This window comes from Mesorhizobium sp. M1A.F.Ca.IN.022.07.1.1, assembly GCF_003997575.1.
In the GTDB taxonomy this organism is placed as follows: domain Bacteria; phylum Pseudomonadota; class Alphaproteobacteria; order Rhizobiales; family Rhizobiaceae; genus Mesorhizobium.
On the sequence record NZ_RZST01000090.1, the window covers coordinates 1 to 17,732 of the forward strand.

General features: G+C 64.4%; 16 protein-coding genes. 12 read left to right on the plus strand and 4 right to left on the minus strand.

Features of this window, described 5'->3' with window-relative positions; translation table 11 throughout:
• The 4 genes from EOA75_RS12870 to EOA75_RS12885 form a co-directional block, all read left to right on the plus strand.
• Positions 1 to 1,344, plus strand: a 1,344-nt coding sequence (locus EOA75_RS12870) for a mannitol dehydrogenase family protein (RefSeq protein ID WP_164747368.1), incomplete at its 5' end; no start/stop codon positions are given.
• A 21-nt stretch (positions 1,345 to 1,365) separates the two neighbouring features.
• Positions 1,366 to 2,049 carry an HAD family hydrolase gene (locus EOA75_RS12875; protein ID WP_127240211.1) on the plus strand — a complete coding sequence of 228 codons (684 nt, stop codon included), beginning with the start codon at positions 1,366 to 1,368 and terminating at the stop codon, positions 2,047 to 2,049.
• Positions 2,043 to 3,629: an FGGY-family carbohydrate kinase gene (locus EOA75_RS12880; protein WP_127324379.1), complete on the plus strand. Its 1,587-nt coding sequence runs from the start codon at positions 2,043 to 2,045 to the stop codon at positions 3,627 to 3,629. The genes EOA75_RS12875 and EOA75_RS12880 overlap by 7 nt, the downstream gene beginning before the upstream one ends.
• A gap of 164 nt (positions 3,630 to 3,793) precedes the next feature.
• Positions 3,794 to 5,197 (plus strand): MATE family efflux transporter, encoded by a 1,404-nt coding sequence (locus EOA75_RS12885; protein WP_127324380.1) that lies wholly within the window; start codon positions 3,794 to 3,796, stop codon positions 5,195 to 5,197.
• A 40-nt stretch (positions 5,198 to 5,237) separates the two neighbouring features.
• Here EOA75_RS12885 and EOA75_RS12890 read toward each other — a convergent pair whose 3' ends face one another.
• The 4 genes from EOA75_RS12890 to speB form a co-directional block, all read right to left on the minus strand.
• Positions 5,238 to 5,882, minus strand: a complete 645-nt coding sequence (locus tag EOA75_RS12890; protein ID WP_066999193.1) for an amino acid ABC transporter permease — start codon at positions 5,880 to 5,882, stop codon at positions 5,238 to 5,240.
• Positions 5,879 to 6,547 (minus strand): amino acid ABC transporter permease, encoded by a 669-nt coding sequence (locus tag EOA75_RS12895; protein WP_095799104.1) that lies wholly within the window; start codon positions 6,545 to 6,547, stop codon positions 5,879 to 5,881. The genes EOA75_RS12890 and EOA75_RS12895 overlap by 4 nt, the downstream gene beginning before the upstream one ends.
• 89 nt (positions 6,548 to 6,636) lie before the next feature.
• Positions 6,637 to 7,437, minus strand: coding sequence for a transporter substrate-binding domain-containing protein (locus EOA75_RS12900; protein ID WP_127324381.1), 801 nt, complete (start codon positions 7,435 to 7,437; stop codon positions 6,637 to 6,639).
• A 196-nt stretch (positions 7,438 to 7,633) separates the two neighbouring features.
• Entirely contained in the window at positions 7,634 to 8,689 is a 1,056-nt protein-coding gene (gene speB, locus EOA75_RS12905; RefSeq protein ID WP_095782179.1) for an agmatinase, read from the minus strand.
• Positions 8,690 to 8,903: 214 nt separating this feature from the next.
• On the opposite strand from speB, the gene gcvA reads away from it, so the two are divergent.
• The 8 genes from gcvA to EOA75_RS12945 all read left to right on the plus strand — a co-directional run.
• On the plus strand, positions 8,904 to 9,887 hold the full coding sequence (gene gcvA, locus EOA75_RS12910) for a transcriptional regulator GcvA (protein ID WP_095799105.1): 984 nt from the start codon (positions 8,904 to 8,906) through the stop codon (positions 9,885 to 9,887).
• A gap of 298 nt (positions 9,888 to 10,185) precedes the next feature.
• Positions 10,186 to 11,490 carry a nicotinate phosphoribosyltransferase gene (gene pncB / locus EOA75_RS12915; RefSeq protein ID WP_127324382.1) on the plus strand — a complete coding sequence of 435 codons (1,305 nt, stop codon included), beginning with the start codon at positions 10,186 to 10,188 and terminating at the stop codon, positions 11,488 to 11,490.
• A gap of 36 nt (positions 11,491 to 11,526) precedes the next feature.
• Positions 11,527 to 12,870: a hypothetical protein gene (locus EOA75_RS12920; protein WP_127324383.1), complete on the plus strand. Its 1,344-nt coding sequence runs from the start codon at positions 11,527 to 11,529 to the stop codon at positions 12,868 to 12,870.
• A gap of 176 nt (positions 12,871 to 13,046) precedes the next feature.
• Positions 13,047 to 14,351, plus strand: coding sequence for an ABC transporter substrate-binding protein (locus tag EOA75_RS12925; RefSeq protein WP_095825557.1), 1,305 nt, complete (start codon positions 13,047 to 13,049; stop codon positions 14,349 to 14,351).
• Between the two features lie 107 nt (positions 14,352 to 14,458).
• Positions 14,459 to 15,340 (plus strand): branched-chain amino acid ABC transporter permease, encoded by an 882-nt coding sequence (locus tag EOA75_RS12930; protein ID WP_127216750.1) that lies wholly within the window; start codon positions 14,459 to 14,461, stop codon positions 15,338 to 15,340.
• On the plus strand, positions 15,337 to 16,299 hold the full coding sequence (locus EOA75_RS12935; RefSeq protein WP_127216749.1) for a branched-chain amino acid ABC transporter permease: 963 nt from the start codon (positions 15,337 to 15,339) through the stop codon (positions 16,297 to 16,299). The genes EOA75_RS12930 and EOA75_RS12935 overlap by 4 nt, the downstream gene beginning before the upstream one ends.
• Entirely contained in the window at positions 16,296 to 17,024 is a 729-nt protein-coding gene (locus EOA75_RS12940; protein ID WP_067324686.1) for an ABC transporter ATP-binding protein, read from the plus strand. The genes EOA75_RS12935 and EOA75_RS12940 overlap by 4 nt, the downstream gene beginning before the upstream one ends.
• Positions 17,017 to 17,732, plus strand: a 716-nt coding sequence (locus EOA75_RS12945) for an ABC transporter ATP-binding protein (RefSeq protein WP_164747369.1), incomplete at its 3' end; no start/stop codon positions are given. The genes EOA75_RS12940 and EOA75_RS12945, both read left to right, overlap by 8 nt.

Here is a 17,732-nt window from a genome sequence, read left to right on the forward strand (position 1 = left end):
GTCTATCTCGACGACCTGTTCAATTCCGGCCTCGGCCATGACTGGGCGCTGATCGGCGCCGGCGTGTTCGAGGGCGAGAAGGCCGGCCGCGCCAGGCTGCAGGAGCAGGACTGGCTGACCACCGTGGTCGAGCAGGACCAGGGCCATATGAGCGCCCGCGTCACCGGCGCCATGGTCGATTTCCTGATGCCGGGCGATGCTGAGGCGATCGTCGAGCAACTCGCCGACCCCGCGATCAAGATTGTGTCGCTGACCATCACCGAGGGCGGCTATTTCATCGATCCGGCCTCCGGAAAGTTCAATCCGGCCCATCCCGACATTGTTGCCGATGCCCAGCCCGGTGCGGCACCGAAGACGGTCTTCGGCATCATTCTTGCCGGACTGGTGCGCCGGCGCGCCGACGGCATCGTGCCGTTCACGGTCATGTCCTGCGACAACATCCCCCACAATGGCCACGTCACCTCCGACGGCGTCATCGGCCTTGCCCGGCTGATCGACGAGGCTCTGGCCAACTGGGTGAGGGACAACGTCGCTTTCCCGAACGGCATGGTCGACCGCATCACGCCGGCCACCACCGATCGCGAGCGCAGCATTCTGGCCAATGATTTCGGGCTGGAGGACAATTGGCCGGTCTTCTGCGAACCGTTCAAACAGTGGGTGCTGGAAGATCATTTCACCGCCGGCCGGCCGCCGCTGGAACGGGCCGGCGTCCAGTTCGTCAAGGATGTCTCGCCTTACGAGCTGATGAAGATCCGCATCTTGAACGGCGGCCACGCAGCGATCGCCTATCCGGCGGGCCTGATGGACATCCATTTCGTGCATGAGGCGATGCAGGAGCCGCTGGTGCGCGGCTTCCTCGCCAAGCTGGAGCGCGACGAGATCATCCCGACCGTGCCGCCGGTGCCGGACACGGTGCTCGAGGATTACTACCAGCTCATCGAGCGCCGCTTCTCCAACCCCAAGATCGGCGACACCATCCGAAGGCTTTGCCTCGACGGTTCCAACCGCCAGCCGAAATTCATAATTCCGACCGCCGCGGACCGACTGAAGGCGGGGAAAGGTGTTGCCGGCCTGGCTCTGGAGTCCGCGCTCTGGTGCCGCTACTGCTTCGGCACCACCGACAGCGGTGCCGTCATCGAGCCGAACGATCCGAGCTGGGACCGGATGCAGGCGACCGCCAAAGCGGCGAAGAACTCGCCCCAGGCCTGGCTGGCGATGGACGACATCTATGGCGATGTCGGCCGCTCCGCCGTCTTTGCCGAAGCCTTCGCCCATGCGCTGAACGAATTGTGGGCGAACGGCGCGCGCGAAACCTTGACGCGCTATCTCGCCGATAAGCTCTGAAGCTCTTTGGACGCAGCCGCAATGACGCCCGAGCTCGTCATCTTCGACTGTGACGGCGTGCTGGTCGACAGCGAGGCGCTTTCGGTGTCCGCGTTGCTGGGCATGATCGAGCTCGCCGGCGGCACGGTCTCGGAGGACGCCGCCTACGAGCATTTCCTCGGCAAGAGCATGAAGAGCGTGCGCGAGATCCTCGGCAGCGATTTCGGGCTTGAGATCAGCGACCAGCATCTCACCGCCATGCGCGTCGAGCTGATGCGCAAGTTCCGCGAGGAGCTGAAGCCGATCCCCGGCATCAAGGAGATCCTGCCGAAGCTTGGCCTGCCCCATTGCGTCGCCTCTTCCGGCACGCTGGAGCGCATCCGCTACGCGCTCGAGGTCACCGGCCTGCTGGGCCTGCTGGAGCCGCACCTCTTCAGCGCCGCCATGGTCAAGCGCGGCAAGCCGGCGCCGGACCTGTTCCTCCATGCCGCCGCCGCGATGCGCGCTGATCCGGGCAAATGCCTTGTCATCGAGGACAGCCCGGCGGGCATCGCCGCGGCGCGGGCGGCGGGGATGCGTGTCTTTGCCTTCACCGGCGGATCGCATGCAAACAACCCTGCGCTCAAGGCGCGGCTTGCGTCGACCGAACCGGACTTTATATTCGCTGACATGCTGCAATTGCCCGACCTGATTGCAGACCTGGGAGCGAGAGTAAAAGCATCTTGACGAGTTTCGTTTGCGCGGTCGATGTCGGCACCGGGAGCGCTCGCGCGGGCATTCTCGACTCGCGTGGCAATCTGCTCGGCCGCGCCGAGCGGCCGATCGCCATGCACCAGCCTAAGCCCGATCACGCGGAGCACGACTCGGAAAATATCTGGTCGGCAGTCTGCGCCGCCGTGCGGGCCGCGCGCGAGAAGACGAACGTCGCCGCATCGGATATTGTCGGCATCTCTTTTGACGCCACCTGCTCACTGGTGGTGCGCGGCAGGCAGGGCGATCAGCTGAGCGTCTCGGTCACCGGCGAGAAGCGCTGGGACACCATTGTCTGGCTCGACCATCGCGCCATCGCCGAAGCCGACGAATGCACCAGAAGCGGCCATGCGGTGCTCGACTATATCGGCGGGGTGATGTCGCCGGAAATGGAAACGCCGAAGCTGATGTGGCTGAAGCGCAACCTGCCCGCAACCTGGAATGAAGCCGGCTATCTGTTCGATCTCGCCGATTTCCTGACCTGGAAAGCGACCGGATCGCTCGCCCGCTCGCAATGCACGCTGACGGCCAAATGGACCTATCTCGCGCATGAGGAGACGGGCTGGCGGCGCGATTTCTTCAAGCTCGTCGGCATCGGCGATCTCTTCGAGCATGGCAATCTCCCGGACAAGGCGAGCCCCGTCGGCACCGATATCGGGCAACTCACGGCCGATGCGGCGGCAGATCTCGGCCTCACGGAAAAATGCCGGGTCGGCGCCGGGGTGATCGACGCCTATGCCGGCGCGCTCGGTGTGCTCGGCGGCTTCGCCGGCGACGAGAAGGACATCAGCCGGCACCTGGCGCTGATTGCCGGCACCTCGTCCTGCGTCATGGCGATGTCGCAGGATCCGCAGCCTTTCGCCGGCGTCTGGGGACCATATTATGGCGCGGCGTTGCCAAAGCTCTGGCTGTCGGAAGGCGGTCAGTCGGCGACCGGCGCTCTGCTCGACCACATCATCCGCTGGCACGGCGCCGGCGGCGAGCCGGATGCGGCAATGCATGCCAGGATCGCCAAGCGCGTCGCCGAACTGCGCGCCGCCGAGGGCGACGCGCTGGCGGCGCGGCTGCATGTGCTGCCGGATTTCCACGGCAATCGCTCGCCGCTCGCCGACCCGCACGCGGTTGGCGTCGTCAGCGGGCTGACACTCGATTCCTCCTTCGACAGCCTGTGCAAGCTCTACTGGCGCACCGCCGTCGGCATCGCGCTCGGCGTCCGCCATGTGCTCGAGGCGCTGAACGAGAACGGCTATTTGATCGACACGCTGCACGTCACCGGCGGCCACACCAAGAACCCGCTCTTGATGGAACTCTATGCCGATGCCACCGGCTGCACCGTCATCGAGCCGCTGGCCGACGAGGCGGTGCTGCTCGGCACCGGCATGGTCGCTGCGACCGCCGCTGGGCTTTACCCCGACCTGAACGCCGCTTGCGTGGCCATGCAGCAGGGCGGCAGGACGCGGCCCCCGAATCCGGCCGCCGGCGCTCGCTTCGACCGCGACTATCGCATCTTCCTCGAAATGCACCGCCAGCGGCAGGCGCTCGACACCATCCAATAGAAGGCCCGGCTCTTGCGCTTCCCGCTGGCTCAATAGGTCGCCGCTCCTCCTCCTTGCCAATATGTCGCATTTCGTTCACAAGACGGCGCAAACGGCGCCATTTTGCGCCGTTTGCGTGCGGCTTCCGGGCGAGTCCCGACGCGCCGTGGTCTGAAGAGCGGAAAATGTCTGCGATCGAAGCCGGCGCTCGCGCGCCGGAAAATTTTTGGCGTCAGGAAATCAGGGCAACATTGTCGCTTGCCTGGCCGATGGTGCTCACCAATCTCGGCCAGACCGCCATGACCGCGACCGACGTCATGATGATGGGCCGTTTGGGACCCGACACGCTGGCCGCCGGCGCGCTCGGCTCCAACCTCTATTTCATGCCGCTGATCTTCGGGCTTGGCCTGATGCTCGCCACCTCGCCGATGATGGCGACCGAGCTCGGCCGCCGCCGCCATTCGGTGCGCGACCTGCGCCGCACCGTGCGCCAAGGACTCTGGCTGGCGGTCCTCGTCTCGATCCCGATCTGGCTGTTCCTCTGGCATGGCGAAGAAGTGCTTTTGGCCATGGGGCAGAAGCCGGACCTCGCGCACCAGGCAGGCATCTACCTGCACTGGCTGCAATGGGCGGTGCTGCCTTTTTACGGTTATATCGTGCTGCGCTCCTTCATCTCGGCGCTGGAGCGGCCCGGCTGGGCGCTGATCATCGTTTTCGTCGCCGTCGCCTGCAACGCCTTCTTCAACTGGGTCTTCATGTTCGGCAACCTCGGCGTCCGCCCGATGGGCATCGCCGGCTCGGGCCTCGCCACCTCGCTTTCCAGCATGCTGATGTTTGTTGGACTGGCGGCCGTGGTGGTGCTGGAGAAAAAATTCCGCCGCTATCACCTCTTCGGCCGCTTCTGGCGCTCCGACTGGCCGCGCTTCCGCGGCCTGCTGAGGCTCGGCCTGCCGATCGCCGGCATTCTCGCCTTCGAGGTGACGATCTTCAATGCGGCAGCCCTGCTGATGGGTCTGATCGACGCGGATTCGCTGGCAGCCCACGCGATTGCCATCCAGATCGCCTCGATCTCCTTCATGGTGCCGCTCGGCCTCAACCAGGCGGTCACCGTGCGCGTCGGCCTGGCACATGGCGCCGGCAATCCCGAGGGCGTCTCGCGCGCCGGCTGGACCAGCTTTGTCATCGGCGTCTCCTTCATGGCGCTGATGGGGCTGGTGATGATCCTATGGCCGCATCTTTTGATCAGCGCCTTCATCGATCTCGCCGATCCGGCCAATGCCAGGTTGATCATGCTTGCCGTGTCCTTCCTGGTGTTTGCCGCGCTGTTCCAGATCTTCGACGGCGCGCAGGCGGTGGCCGCCGGCATGCTGCGCGGCCTGCACGATACCAAGGTGCCGATGATCTATGCCGCGATCGGCTATTGGGGGGTCGGCCTTCCGCTCGGCGTGCTGCTCGCCTTCCATTTCGGCTTCAACGGCGTCGGCATCTGGATCGGCCTTTCGTCAGGCCTGGCGGTGGTGGCGGTGCTCCTGCTCGTCCGTTGGCTGCGGCGCGATCGCATCGCGCCGGCGCTGTCGTTCAGCCATTGAGAAGAGCGGCCGCCGGTCAGGCGGCGGCCCTCGTCGACCTTCAGTGTGCGGCGACACGCTCAAGCCGCCGCGCATATTGCGTCAGCGGGAAGCACATCACGAAGAAGATCAGCGCCACCAGCCCGTAGACGGTGAAGGGTTCGAAGGTCGCGTTGTTGATGGCGTTGGAGGTCCTGACCAACTCCTCGAAACCGATGATCGAGGTCAGCGCCGTCGATTTGATCAGCTGCACCAGGAAGCCGACGGTCGGGGCGCGCGTGATGGCGAAGGCCTGCGGCAGGATGATCAGCCTGAGTTCCTGCAGATAATGCAGTCCGAGACTGGCGCCGGCGTCCCACTGGCCGCGCGGCAGCGCATCGACACCGCTGCGCCAGATCTCGGCGAGATAGGCGCTGGCAAAGAAGGTGAGGCCGAGCGCCGCGGCTGTCCATGGCTCGATGCGCAGCCCCAACATCGGCAGGCCGAAGAACATCAGGAAAAGCTGCATGAGGAGCGGCGTGCCCTGGAACAGCGCGATATAGCCGGAAGCGATCCGCTTGATCCATTTGTTCTTGGCTATGCGGAAGAACAGCACGACCAGCCCGACCAGCGCGCCGCCGACGAAGGCCGCAAGCGACAGCAGCACCGTCCAGCGCGCGGCGAGCAGAAGGTTGCGCAATATGTCCCAGAGGGTGAATTCGATCATGACACGCCGGCTCCGAGTGCGCGGCGTCCGCCGCTGACCAGCAGCCGGCGCAGCCCCATCGACAGGCCGAGATAGACCATGGTCACCACCAGATAGGTTTCGAAGGCGCGGAAGGTGCGCGCCTGCAGCATGTCGGCCTCGTAGGTCAGTTCACGCACCGCGATCTGCGACACCACCGCCGATTCCAGCATCATGATGACGATCTGGCTGGTCAGCGCCGGATAGATCACTTTCAGCGCCTGCGGCAGCACGATCTTGATGAACACCTGCCTGGGCCTGAGCCCGAGCGCAAGTGCTGCCTCCGTCTGCCCGCGCGGCACCGCGTCCAGACCCGCGCCGACGATCTCGATCGTGTAGGCCGCCATGTTGAGCGTCATCGCCAGCATGGCGGCCAGGATCGGATCGAGTCGGATGCCGAGGCTGGGCAGTCCGAAGAAGATGAAGAACAGCTGCACCAGGAACGGCGTGTTGCGCATCACCTCGACATACCAGCCGATCGCCAGCTTGAGCGGCCTCGGGCCGTTCCGGCGTCCGGCGGCGCCCAGGATGCTGAGGAAAGTGCCGGCCAGCGTGGTGACGACGATCAGAAGCAGCGTCATCGCCGCGCCGCGCGCGATCACGCCCGCTGCACCCGCAAGCCAGCCGAAGTCCAGGCTGTAGCCCATCGCGATTGGCCCTGTTGGAAAGCGTGTAGCGCAAGAAACAAGTACGGGAGCGGTTCAGCGCTTCATGCGCGCTGAACCGCCAAGCGAGATCAATCCTTGAGGTTGTCGGGATTGAGCGGCGTCTTCAGCCAGGCTTTCGAGCTCTCGTCCAGCTTGCCGTCCGCCAGCATCTTGGCGACCGCATCGTTCACCGCCTTCTTCAGCCTATCCTCGTTCTTGTTGAGGCCGATATGCGAGGGCGAGGTCAGCAGCTGGAACTTCTGCTCGGGCTTCAATGCAACCTGCTTGGCCAGCACCTGCGCGCCGACATCGTTGCCGACCACCATGAGCTGCGTCTGTCCGGAGATGAAGGCCTGGATGACGGAATTGTAGTTGTCGAAGCGGCGGATGTCGGCCGAGGCGGGCGCCGCCTGGGTGAGCGAGGTATCCTCCAGCGTGCCGCGATTGACGGCGATCGACTTGTCGGCAAGGTCGTCCTTGCCTTTGACGGCAAGCTCGGCCGGGCCGATGGCGGCGATGTAATAGGGCGCGTAGGCGGCGGCGAAATCGATCACCTGCTCGCGCTCCTTCGAATAGCCGACGCTCATCAGGATATCGACGCGCTTGTCGGTGAGATACGGGATGCGATTCTGGCCGGTGACGCTGACGAGGTTCAGCTTCACCTTCAAGGAATCGGCGATCGCCTGCGCGACGTCGATGTCATAGCCCTTGATGCTCATGTCGGCGCTGGCCGAGGAAAAAGGCGGGAAGTCGGAGAAGATGCCGACATTGATGGCCCCGGCCTTGGTGATGTCGTCGATGGCGTCGGCCTTGGCCTGCGAGGCAAGACCGGCGGCGCCGAGCATGATGAGTGCCGCAAGTGCGGATTTCAGTGTGTTTCGAAGAGTCATTTTAGTTCCCCTGCTGGAAGCTTGTTGTTGAAACCGGCCGCCGGCTCCAGCGCGACGGCCGTACTGGTTAGCAATTCCAGGAAAAGCGGGAAGCGGTCTACGCTTGGCGACTTCGTATAGCTTCCGTCCGGAATTGCGTAGAACCAAAGCGTTAGAGCGGTTCGCCGATTCCATGAAGCGGTGAAACGCTCTCGTGTCAGCCTTTCTTGATTGCCGGGCTGAACACCATCAGGCTCAGGATCTCGAACAGGACTTGCGCGCCGACATGGGCGGTGTTGGTGGTCGCGTCATATTGCGGCGCCACCTCGACGACGTCGCCGCCGACGATGTTGAGTCCCTTCAGGCCGCGCAGCAGCTCGAGCACCTCGCGCGTCGTCAGCCCACCGACTTCAGGCGTGCCGGTGCCCGGGGCGAAGGCCGGATCGATGCTGTCGACGTCGAAGGAGATGTAGGTCGGGCCGTCGCCGACGATCTTCCGCGCCTTCTCGATGATGGCGGGTATGCCGAGGCCGGTCACCTCCTCGGCATGGACCACCGTCATGCCGGATTCATAGGTGAACTCCCACAGATACTCGGCCGAGCCGCGAATGCCGATCTGGATCGTGCGGGTGGGATCGAGCACGCCGTCCAGGACCGCGTTGCGGAACGGTCCGCCGTGGTGGAACTTGGTCATGTCGAACAGCCCGCTGGTGTCGCAATGGGCGTCGATATGGATCATGCCGACCGGAGCCTGCTTACCGACCGCCTTCAGGATCGGATGGCTGATCGAGTGGTCGCCGCCGACCGAAAGCGGCAGCACACCGGCGTCGACGATCTGGTTGGTGCGCTTTTCGATGTCCTCGTGGCTGATCTCCAGCCGGTAACGGCTGCGGAACGGCGTGTCGCCGATGTCGGCGACGCGCAGCTCATGCGTCGGCGCGCATTCCAGCACGTGATTGTAGGGGCCGATGCGCTCGATGGCGCGCAGCGCCCGCGGCCCGAAGCGTGAGCCCGGCCGGTTGGTGACGCCAAGGTCCATCGGCACGCCGATCATCGCCACTTGCAAGTCGCCGAAATCCGGATTGTCGGCCGCCACCTGCCGGTACGGCGCGGCAAGGAAGGTCGGGATGCCGGAATAGGGCGCTAGCCGGGTGCCGCTTTTGCTGAAGATCTTGTCGGCGACCTTGCGGAATTTCGGATCGAACATCTCGCCGCCATGGCTCTCGCCATATTTGCGGCGCAACGCTTCGAGCTTGCCGCGATCGTAACCCATGTCCGGTCCTCCTCCGTGACTGCTTGCAGCGCGGCGGCTGCACCGACGGCTGCCAAGCCAGCAGTCATCCGGCTGATCGTTGCCCGCCGGCGCCTGCGAAATCTACGTCTGTTGAGCTGTTCCGGGCAAAAGTGTCGGGCAACTGTATTGAAAAATCAATTGATATTGTTAGGGTCTTTGCTGTGAGAAAATCTCACAAAGTCGGGAGCTGTCCTTGGCCAAGCGCTTGCCGCCGTTGAACCCGTTGCGCGCTTTCGAGGCGACGGCGCGACATGCCTCGCTGACCAAGGCGGCAGGCGAGCTCAACGTCACGCATGGCGCGGTCAGCCACCAGATCAAGGCGCTCGAGCAATCGCTCGGCGTAAAGCTTTTCCAGCGCGCGGGTCAGCGCGTGAAGCTGACGCCGCACGGCGCTGAGTTCCTGCCGGCGGTTTCGGCGGCCTTCGACGGCATCGCCGCCGCGACGCAACGCATGACACGCCCCGCAAGCACCGGTGTGCTGTCGGTGTCCTGCGTGCCGGCGCTGCTCCTGTTGTGGATGACGCCGCGGCTCGGCTCCTTCACCGCGCAATATCCCGACATCCAGCTGACGCTGATCCCCTCCAACGACGCCAGGGACATCCGCGCGCCGCACATCGACGTCTGCGTGCATTATGGCGATGGCAGCTGGAGCGACTGCTGGATACGCAAATGGTCGGGTCTCGAGCTGTTTCCGGTGGTCAGCCCGACGCTGATCAACAACCGCCCGATCCGCAGTGTGCGCGACCTTGCCGACCACGTTTTCCTGCATGGCGACGACGGCCGCGAGTGGCACACCTGGCTGGCCGCCGCCGACGCGCTCGACCTGGAGCGCGGCCGCCGCCATCACCTCGGCGACGCGCGCATAGCGGTGGAGGCCGCCGTCCACGGCCACGGCGTGGCGCTCGGTGATTCCGTGACCGCGCGCGCCCTGCTCGCCAGAGGCATGCTCGTCTCGCCCTTCGCTTTGTCGGTGCCGGCGGTCGATGACTTCTATGTCGTCTGCCGCAACGAGATGCGCTCGGCGCCGATCGTCCAGCTTTTCATCGACTGGCTGTTTGCCGAAAAGGAGCAGGACGAGGGCCGCGCCGATGCCCCGGTCGCCGGCCGTGTGCCGAGCCGCAGGAAGCGCCCGGCGCTCAAGGTGATCGGGGCTAGAGCGATTCCAGGAAAAGTGTGAGCGGTCTTCCGTCCGGAGATTCGCGTCAACAACAAGAAAGCCAAGAGCATTTCGCGGTTGCCGTGCAACGGTGAAATGCTCTGGCGCAGCGTCATGATCGCTGGACTTGCATAGCTGCTTTTTGTCGGGCCAGCTTGCAAAGCAGGAAGCGCTTTCAAAAATACAATGCTAAGACCGCAGCTGGTTAACAATTCTGGGAGCTGCGCGGCGGTTTTCCGTCCGGAATGCTTCATAACAGGGACTTGAGGCGCCGCGCTTGGAATCGCGCAAGCGCGACGCGCTTTTTGGGTGAGCAGATATGGCACGAACCGATATAGCGCGGCGCGTCTACAACCACACCTGGAAGCTGGACCCCATCGTCCGCAGCCTGCTGGACACCGATTTCTACAAGCTTCTGATGCTGCAGATGATCTGGGGCATGTACCCCAACGTCGACGCCACCTTCACGCTGATCAATCGCACGACCTCGGTGCGGCTCGCCGACGAGATCGACGAAGGCGAACTGCGCGAGCAGCTCGACCACGCTCGCACCTTGCGCTTCACCAAGAAGGAGATGATCTGGCTCGGCGGCAACACCTTCTATGGTCGCAAGCAGATCTTCGAGCCGGAATTCCTCGCCTGGCTGGAGGATTTCCGCCTTCCCGACTATGAACTCACCAAGCGCGACGGCCAGTACGAACTGTCCTTCCCCGGTCCCTGGATGTACACCACGCTGTGGGAGATACCGGCGCTCGCCATCATCAACGAACTGCGCTCGCGCGCCGCCATGCGCTCCTTCGGCCAGTTTGCGCTCGACGTGCTCTACGCCCGCGCCAAGGCCAAGATGTGGGCCAAGACCGAGCGGCTGAAGGCACTGCCCGGCATCCGCATTTCCGATTTCGGCACCCGCCGCCGCCACTCCTTCCTGTGGCAGCGCTGGTGCGTCGAGGCGCTGAAGGAAGGCATCGGCGAGGCTTTCACCGGCACGTCGAACGTGCTTCTGGCCATGGACAACGACCTCGAGGCGCTCGGCACCAATGCGCACGAGCTGCCTATGGTGTTTGCGGCACTTGCCAATTCCGTTGAGGAGCTGAGGCAGGCGCCCTACAAGGTGCTGCAGGACTGGCAGCGCTATTATGGCGGCAATCTGCTGATCGTGCTGCCCGACACGTTCGGCACGTCCGCTTTCCTGCGCGACGCGCCGGACTGGATCGCCGACTGGACCGGCTTCCGCCCCGACAGCGCGCCGCCCATCGAAGGCGGCGAGAAGATCCTCGCCTGGTGGCGCGAGAAGGGCAAGGATCCGAAACAGAAGCTGCTCATCTTCTCCGACGGGCTCGAGGTCGAGACCATCGAGGAGACCTACAAGCATTTCCGCGGCAAGGTGCGCATGTCCTTCGGCTGGGGCACCAACCTCACCAATGATTTCGAAGGCTGCGCGCCGACCGAGACCAACAGCCTCGACGCCATCTCGCTGGTCTGCAAGGTCAGCGAAGCCAATGGCCGGCCGGCGGTCAAGCTCTCCGACAACCCCGCCAAGTCGACCGGCGATGAGAAGGAGATCAAGCGTTATTTGCGCATCTTCGGCGAGAAGGGGCGGGTGGAGCAGCTGGTCAAGGTGTGAGGACTGCTCGAATAGAATTTCGGATAACCGGATAACTTGAGTTCCCGCCCACCCCCCTCTCTCCTGCTTCTTCCCACGGGCTACTACATCGCTGGTGGCGCGCTTGCGGTGGCTGTCAGCTTTCTGACGCTGGCGCTGCTGCCGCCCGCCGCTCTTGACCGCTTCTGGCGCCGACGCCTCTCTTTGTTCACTGTCAGCGACCACCCGCGCACCGTCCTCAGCTTGCTTTCCTTTGCCGGCTTCGTGCTTCTCATCGCCACCGGCCTGTTCGGCAGCCGTGATCCACTCTCCAACCCCTTGCCTCTGGTGATCTGGACGCTGCTCTGGGCCGGTTTCACGCTGCTGCAGGGGGTATTCGGCGATCTCTGGTCCTGGCTCAACCCGTGGTACGGCCCCTGGCGCGTTGCATCTCGCGTCTTCAACCTTCGCACTGACGAAGCCGAGCCATCGCGCCTTCCCAAATGGCTCGGCTACTGGCCGGCGTTCGTCCTGTTCTTCGGCTTCGCCTGGTTCGAGCTCATCGATCCCGCGCCCGACGATCCGTCGCGCCTGGCCTTCGCCGCCGGCATCTACTGGCTGCTCAGTTTCGCCGCCATATGCGTCTTCGGCTACGAAGACTGGAGTCGGCGCGGCGAATTCCTGACCGTCTTTTTCTCCATCGTCGCCCGCTTCGCGCCGGTCCAGCGCGAAAAAGGCCGGCTCGACCTCGGCTGGCCCGGTGCGAAGCTGCTTTCCGCCTCGTCGCTGCCGGCAAGCGGCACGGCGTTCCTGCTGCTGGCGCTCTCGTCCGTGTCCTTCGACGGTCTTTCCAAAACCTTCTTCTGGCTCGGCCTGTTCGGCGTCAATCCGCTGGAGTTTCCCGGCCGTACCGCGTTGATCGGCATCGGCAGCTTTGGCTTGGTGCTGACATTCATCTTGTTGGCGGCCGTGTTCGCGCTTGCCGTTTCACTCGGCCAGCGCCTTGCCGGCGACGGGCAAGCCTTCGAGAAAGCCGCCGGCCTCCTGATTTGGTCCATCGTGCCGATCGCGCTCGCCTACCACATCGCCCACTACCTCACGGCGCTGCTCGTCGACGGCCAATACGCGCTGGTCGCTTTGTCCGACCCGTTCGCACTCGGCTGGAACCTGTTCGGCACCGCCGACAGGATGGTCGAGGCGGGCGTTGTCGTCGGCGCCGAGTCGGCCTGGTGGCTCTGGAATCTGCAGGCCGGCGTCATCATCGTCGGCCATGTGCTGGCGGTCTTGATCGCACACGGCCTAGCCTGGCGACTCCACCCGCAGCCGTCGCGCGCGGCGCTCAGCCAGCTGCCGCTGACGCTTCTGATGATCGCCTACACCATATTCGGCCTATGGCTGCTTGCCACGCCGACGGCAGGATGAGACAAGGGCCCGTCATGACGCGCGCATGGCCCCGAAAATCGGGTCGGGTGGAAGCTCGCTTGCCACGTCACAGCTTTGGTGATTTAGTTTGTACACATGCAATTTTCGCGTCCTCCGAGCGCGGAGGATCGAGCCGCCTTATCGCTGGTCAAAAAACTGAAAACAGGGGAACGGACATGGCTGACAAGAACGGATTTTTCGACCTCTCCAAAAGCACGCTTTCCCGCCGCACAGCGCTGAAAGGCATCGCCGCCGGCGCCGGCCTGGCGCTCGCGCCCGGCTTCGTTCGCTACAGCCAGGCGCAGAGTTCGGCGCCGATCAAGATCGGCTTCCAGTCGCACCGCACCGGCATCGGCGCCGCCTACGGCCGCTGGTACGAGAAGACGAGCGCTGCCGCCGTCAAGGCGATCAACGATGCCGGCGGTATCAGCGGCCGCAAGGTCGAGCTGGTGATCGAAGATGATGGCACCGATCCTGCCCGCGGCGCCGAGGTGGTCGGCAAGTTCGCCACGCAGCATAAGACCGACATCATCTTCGGCACGCTGTTCTCGCATGTGGTGATCGGCTCGGCGCCCGCCGCCGGCGAAAACAAGATCCCCTATTTCGTGGTCAGCGAAGGCCACCACGTCGCCTCGACCAAGCTCAACCGCTACGTCTTCCAGCCCGGCATCACCGACGTGAAGAGCCAGATCCAGTCGATGGCGCCGTGGATCGCGGCGAATGCCGGCAAGAAGGTGACGCAGATCTTCCCCGACTTCGCCTTCGGCTACGACCATCGCGACTACCTGCCGCCGGCGTTGAAGGCGCAAGGCGCCGACGTGATCGCGCAGATCGCCATCCCGCCGACGGAGTCGTCCTTCACCAAATACTTCCCGCAGATCCCGGCCGAGACCGAGGTGATCTACCACGTCATGGTGGGTCCGGCCGTGCTCACCTTCGTCAAGGAGCTCGGCGAGTTCTACGGCTCGCAAAGGCCGCAGCTCTTCGGCTTCATCGACTCCCTCGAAGCCGTCGACATCAACAGCCCCGGCCTCGAATTCCTCGACGGCAGCCATTTCTGGGAAGGCTCGCCGCGCTACGCGCAGCCCGATGACTCGGCCGCGCAGAAGGCCTATCGCGCCGCCGTCGGCATCGACGACAATGGCGCCGCCGTCGGCGATCCCAAGGACGTCTCCACCGCTGCCCACATGTTCGGCTGCTGGGAGACGCTCTATGTCATCAAGAAGGCGATGGAGGATGCCGGCTATAAGGGGCCGGAAGACCGCGCCAAGCTGGTCGAGGCAACCGAAGCGCTGAAGGAATTCGCCGAAGGACCGGAGCATCCGCAGGGTCCGAAAACCTTTAACGGCAAGATCCACCAATGCTTCGGCATCCAGAACATCTCCAAGGTCGAAGGCGGCAAGCTGAAGGTCGTCCACAAGACCAAGATCGAGGACGGCCTCTACGAGCCGGAAGGGGATTACACGACGCAGGCGCTGTGAGCTTCGACGTTTCACCGAGCGTGAGCGCCAAGCCACCCCCCTCTGTCCTGCCGGACAGTCCGGCAGGGCAGAGAGCGGCGCCTCGCGCATCCGCCGGTATCTAGCCCATGCAGTTCGGACCCCACTTCCTGCTCGCCGCCCTGGAAGGCCTCGTCACGTCCGCCGTGCTGGCGCTGACGGCGCTTGGCCTGTCGCTGGTGTTCGGCGTCATGCGCATCGTCAATGTCGCGCATGGCGAGTTCTTCATGCTGGGCGCCGTGCTTGCCTGGGCGATCTCGACGGCGATTTCCGGCCATCCCGCGATCGGCTTCGTCGCCGCGCTGGTGATCGCGCCGTTGCTGGTCGGGCTGGTCGCGTTTCTTGCCGAATGGCTGGTGCTGCGCCGGCTGAACTACAATCCCGAAGGCACCATCGTCGCCACCATCGGCATGCTCTATATCATCCAGCAGCTGGCGCTGACCTTCTACGGCCCGGAAGCGCGCCCGGTCGAGCCACCCTTCAATTACCGCATCCTGCTGCCGTGGTTCGGCTATTCAGGCTACAAGCTTTCGGTCATTGCCGCCTCCGCGGTTCTGCTGGTGATCACCTGGCTGGTGCTGACACGGACGAAAATCGGCCTGATCATGCGCGCCACCCAGTATGACCGCGAGACGGCGCAGGCCTTCGGCATCCCGGTCGAGCGTGTCTATGCCGGCGTGTTCGCCATCGGCGCCATGCTGGCGGCAATCGCGGCGGTGCTGATCGTGCCGATCAGCCAGGCGCACTACCTGATGGGGCAGGACCCGCTGCTGTTGTCCTTCATCGTCGTCATCATCGGCGGCCTCGGCTCATTGCGCGGCACGGTGGTCGCCGCCATCCTGATCGGCCTCTCCGACGGCATCGTCTCGGTGTTCTTCTCGCCGACCTTGGCCAAGATCATCGCCACGCTGGTGGTCGCCATGGTGCTGGTGTTCCGGCCGCAGGGCCTGTTCGGGACGGCGGCACGATGAAGGATGCTTCGCCGGCGAAGATCTACGCGCTGCATATCGGCGTCATCGCGCTCCTGTTCGCGCTGAATTTCGTCCTGCCCGATTATCATCAGGGCCTGTTCGCGCGCATCATGGCGCTTGCCGTCTTCGCCATGGGCTACAACCTGCTCTTCGGCTATGTCGGCCTGCTCAGCCTCGGTCACGCCATGTTCTTCTCGGCCGGCCTCTATGGTGCCGGGCTGGCTGTCTATCAATTGGGCTGGGGCGTGCCGGAAGCCTTCGTCGCCGGGGTTGCCTGCGGCGCCCTGCTTGCCTTGGTCATTGGCCTGCTCGCGCTGCGCACATCGGGTGTGGCCTTCATGATCGTCACCATGATGTTCGCGCAGGTCTTCTATCTGCTCATCCTTTATTTCGCCGCCTGGACCGGCGGCGACCAGGGCCTTGTCATCCAGCAGCCGTCGAGAATAATCGCGATCGGCGGCGCATCGCTCGACCTGACCAATCCGACTGTGCGCTACATGAGCGCTCTGGCGCTGTTCTCGGTCGTGCTGCTCATCACGCTTGCCGTCGTTCGCTCCCGCTTCGGCCGCGTGCTGGTCGCCATTCGCGAGAATGAGGAGCGCACGAAGATGCTGGGCTACGACACCGTCGCCAACAAGCTCGTCGCCGTCATTGCCTCGGGCGCCATCTGCGCCGCGTCCGGTGCGGCTTACGCGCTGCTGTTCGGCTATATTGGATCGAGCTTCGCGTCGGTGCAGTATTCGATCCTGCCACTGCTCTGGGTGCTGCTCGGCGGCGCCGCGACCATTCTCGGGCCGCTCATCGGCACGCTGTTCATGTATTATGTCACCGACATCACCAGCGGCTTCACCTCCGCCTATCTTTTGATCGTCGGCGTGGCGCTGATCGTGCTGGTGCTCTTCTTTCCGAAGGGCGTTCTGGGCAGCGTCCGCCAGCGCTGGCTCGGATGGTTGCCGTGATGCCGCTGCTCACCACCAAGGGTCTTTCGCGCCGTTTCGGGGGCTTGCGCGCCGTCGACGGCGTCGATTTCGCGCTGATGCCGGGCGAAATCCGCGCCATCATCGGCCCCAATGGCGCCGGTAAGACAACTTTCGTCAGTCTGCTCAGCGGCCGCATCCAGCCGTCCTCCGGCATGATCGTCTTCGACGGCGCCGACATCACGACCATGCCGGCTTACAAAAGGGTTCGCCTCGGCGTTGCCTACACCTTCCAGATCACCAGCGTCTTCGCCAATCTCACGGCCTACGACAATGTCGCGTTGCCGGTGCAGCGCACGCTGACCGACGGCCGCTCGAAGGGGCAGGTGAGGAGCGGCGTCATGGCGGCGCTGGAACGCACCGGCCTCGCCGACCGCGCCGGCACGCCGGCCGGCCAGCTTTCCTACGGCCACCAGCGCCTGCTGGAGGTGGCAATGGGCCTGGCGCTGAGGCCGCGCCTGTTGATCCTTGACGAGCCGACGCAAGGGCTGGCCGACAGCGAGATCGACAATTTCGTCCTACTGGTGCGCGAGATCGCCAAGCATGCCACCGTGCTGCTCATCGAGCACAACATGCCGGTGGTCATGCAGCTTGCCGACCGCATCACCGTCTTCAATTCGGGAAAGATTCTCGCTGAGGGCACGCCCGAGCAGATCCGCGCCAATGCCGAGGTACAGGATGCCTATCTGGGAGCGACCCATGGCTGATCTCCCCGGCACCGAGAGCGGGCTGCTCGCCATTTCCGGCCTCGACTGTTTTTACGGCGAGGTGCAGGTGCTCTACGGGCTCGACCTTGTCCTCAACAAGGGCGAAGTGCTTTGCCTGTTCGGCCGCAACGGCGCCGGCAAGACGACGACGCTGAAGGCGATCATGGGGCTGGTTCCGGCCGCTGCCGGTTCGATCAGACTGGCCGGCAAGGAGCTGACCGGGCTTGCCGCGCATGACGTGCCGAAGACGGGCGTCGCTTATGTGCCGCAGGGCCGGCGATTATTCGCCGACATGACGGTGGCGGAAAACGTCGAGATCGGCCTGATGGCCCGCGGCAAGGGCAAGGCGACGCGGGAACGCGTCCTCGACCTTTTCCCGCTGTTGCGAGAGCGCTTGAAGCAACGCTCCGGCACGCTTTCCGGAGGCGAGCAGCAAATGCTTGCCATGGCGCGTGCGCTCTGCCTCGGGCCGCAGGTGCTTCTTCTCGACGAGCCCACCGAAGGGCTGATGCCGTCGATGATCGCCAAGATCCGCGAGACGGTGGCGAAGCTGCGCGATCTGGGCGTCTCGACGATCCTGGTCGAGCAGCGCGTCGACGCCGTGCTGTCGGTCGCCGACCGCATCTCATTCATCGAGAACGGCCGCAACCGCGAGACCGTCGATGTCGAGGAACTGCGCGCCGACCCCTCCGCGGTTCGGCGCTATGT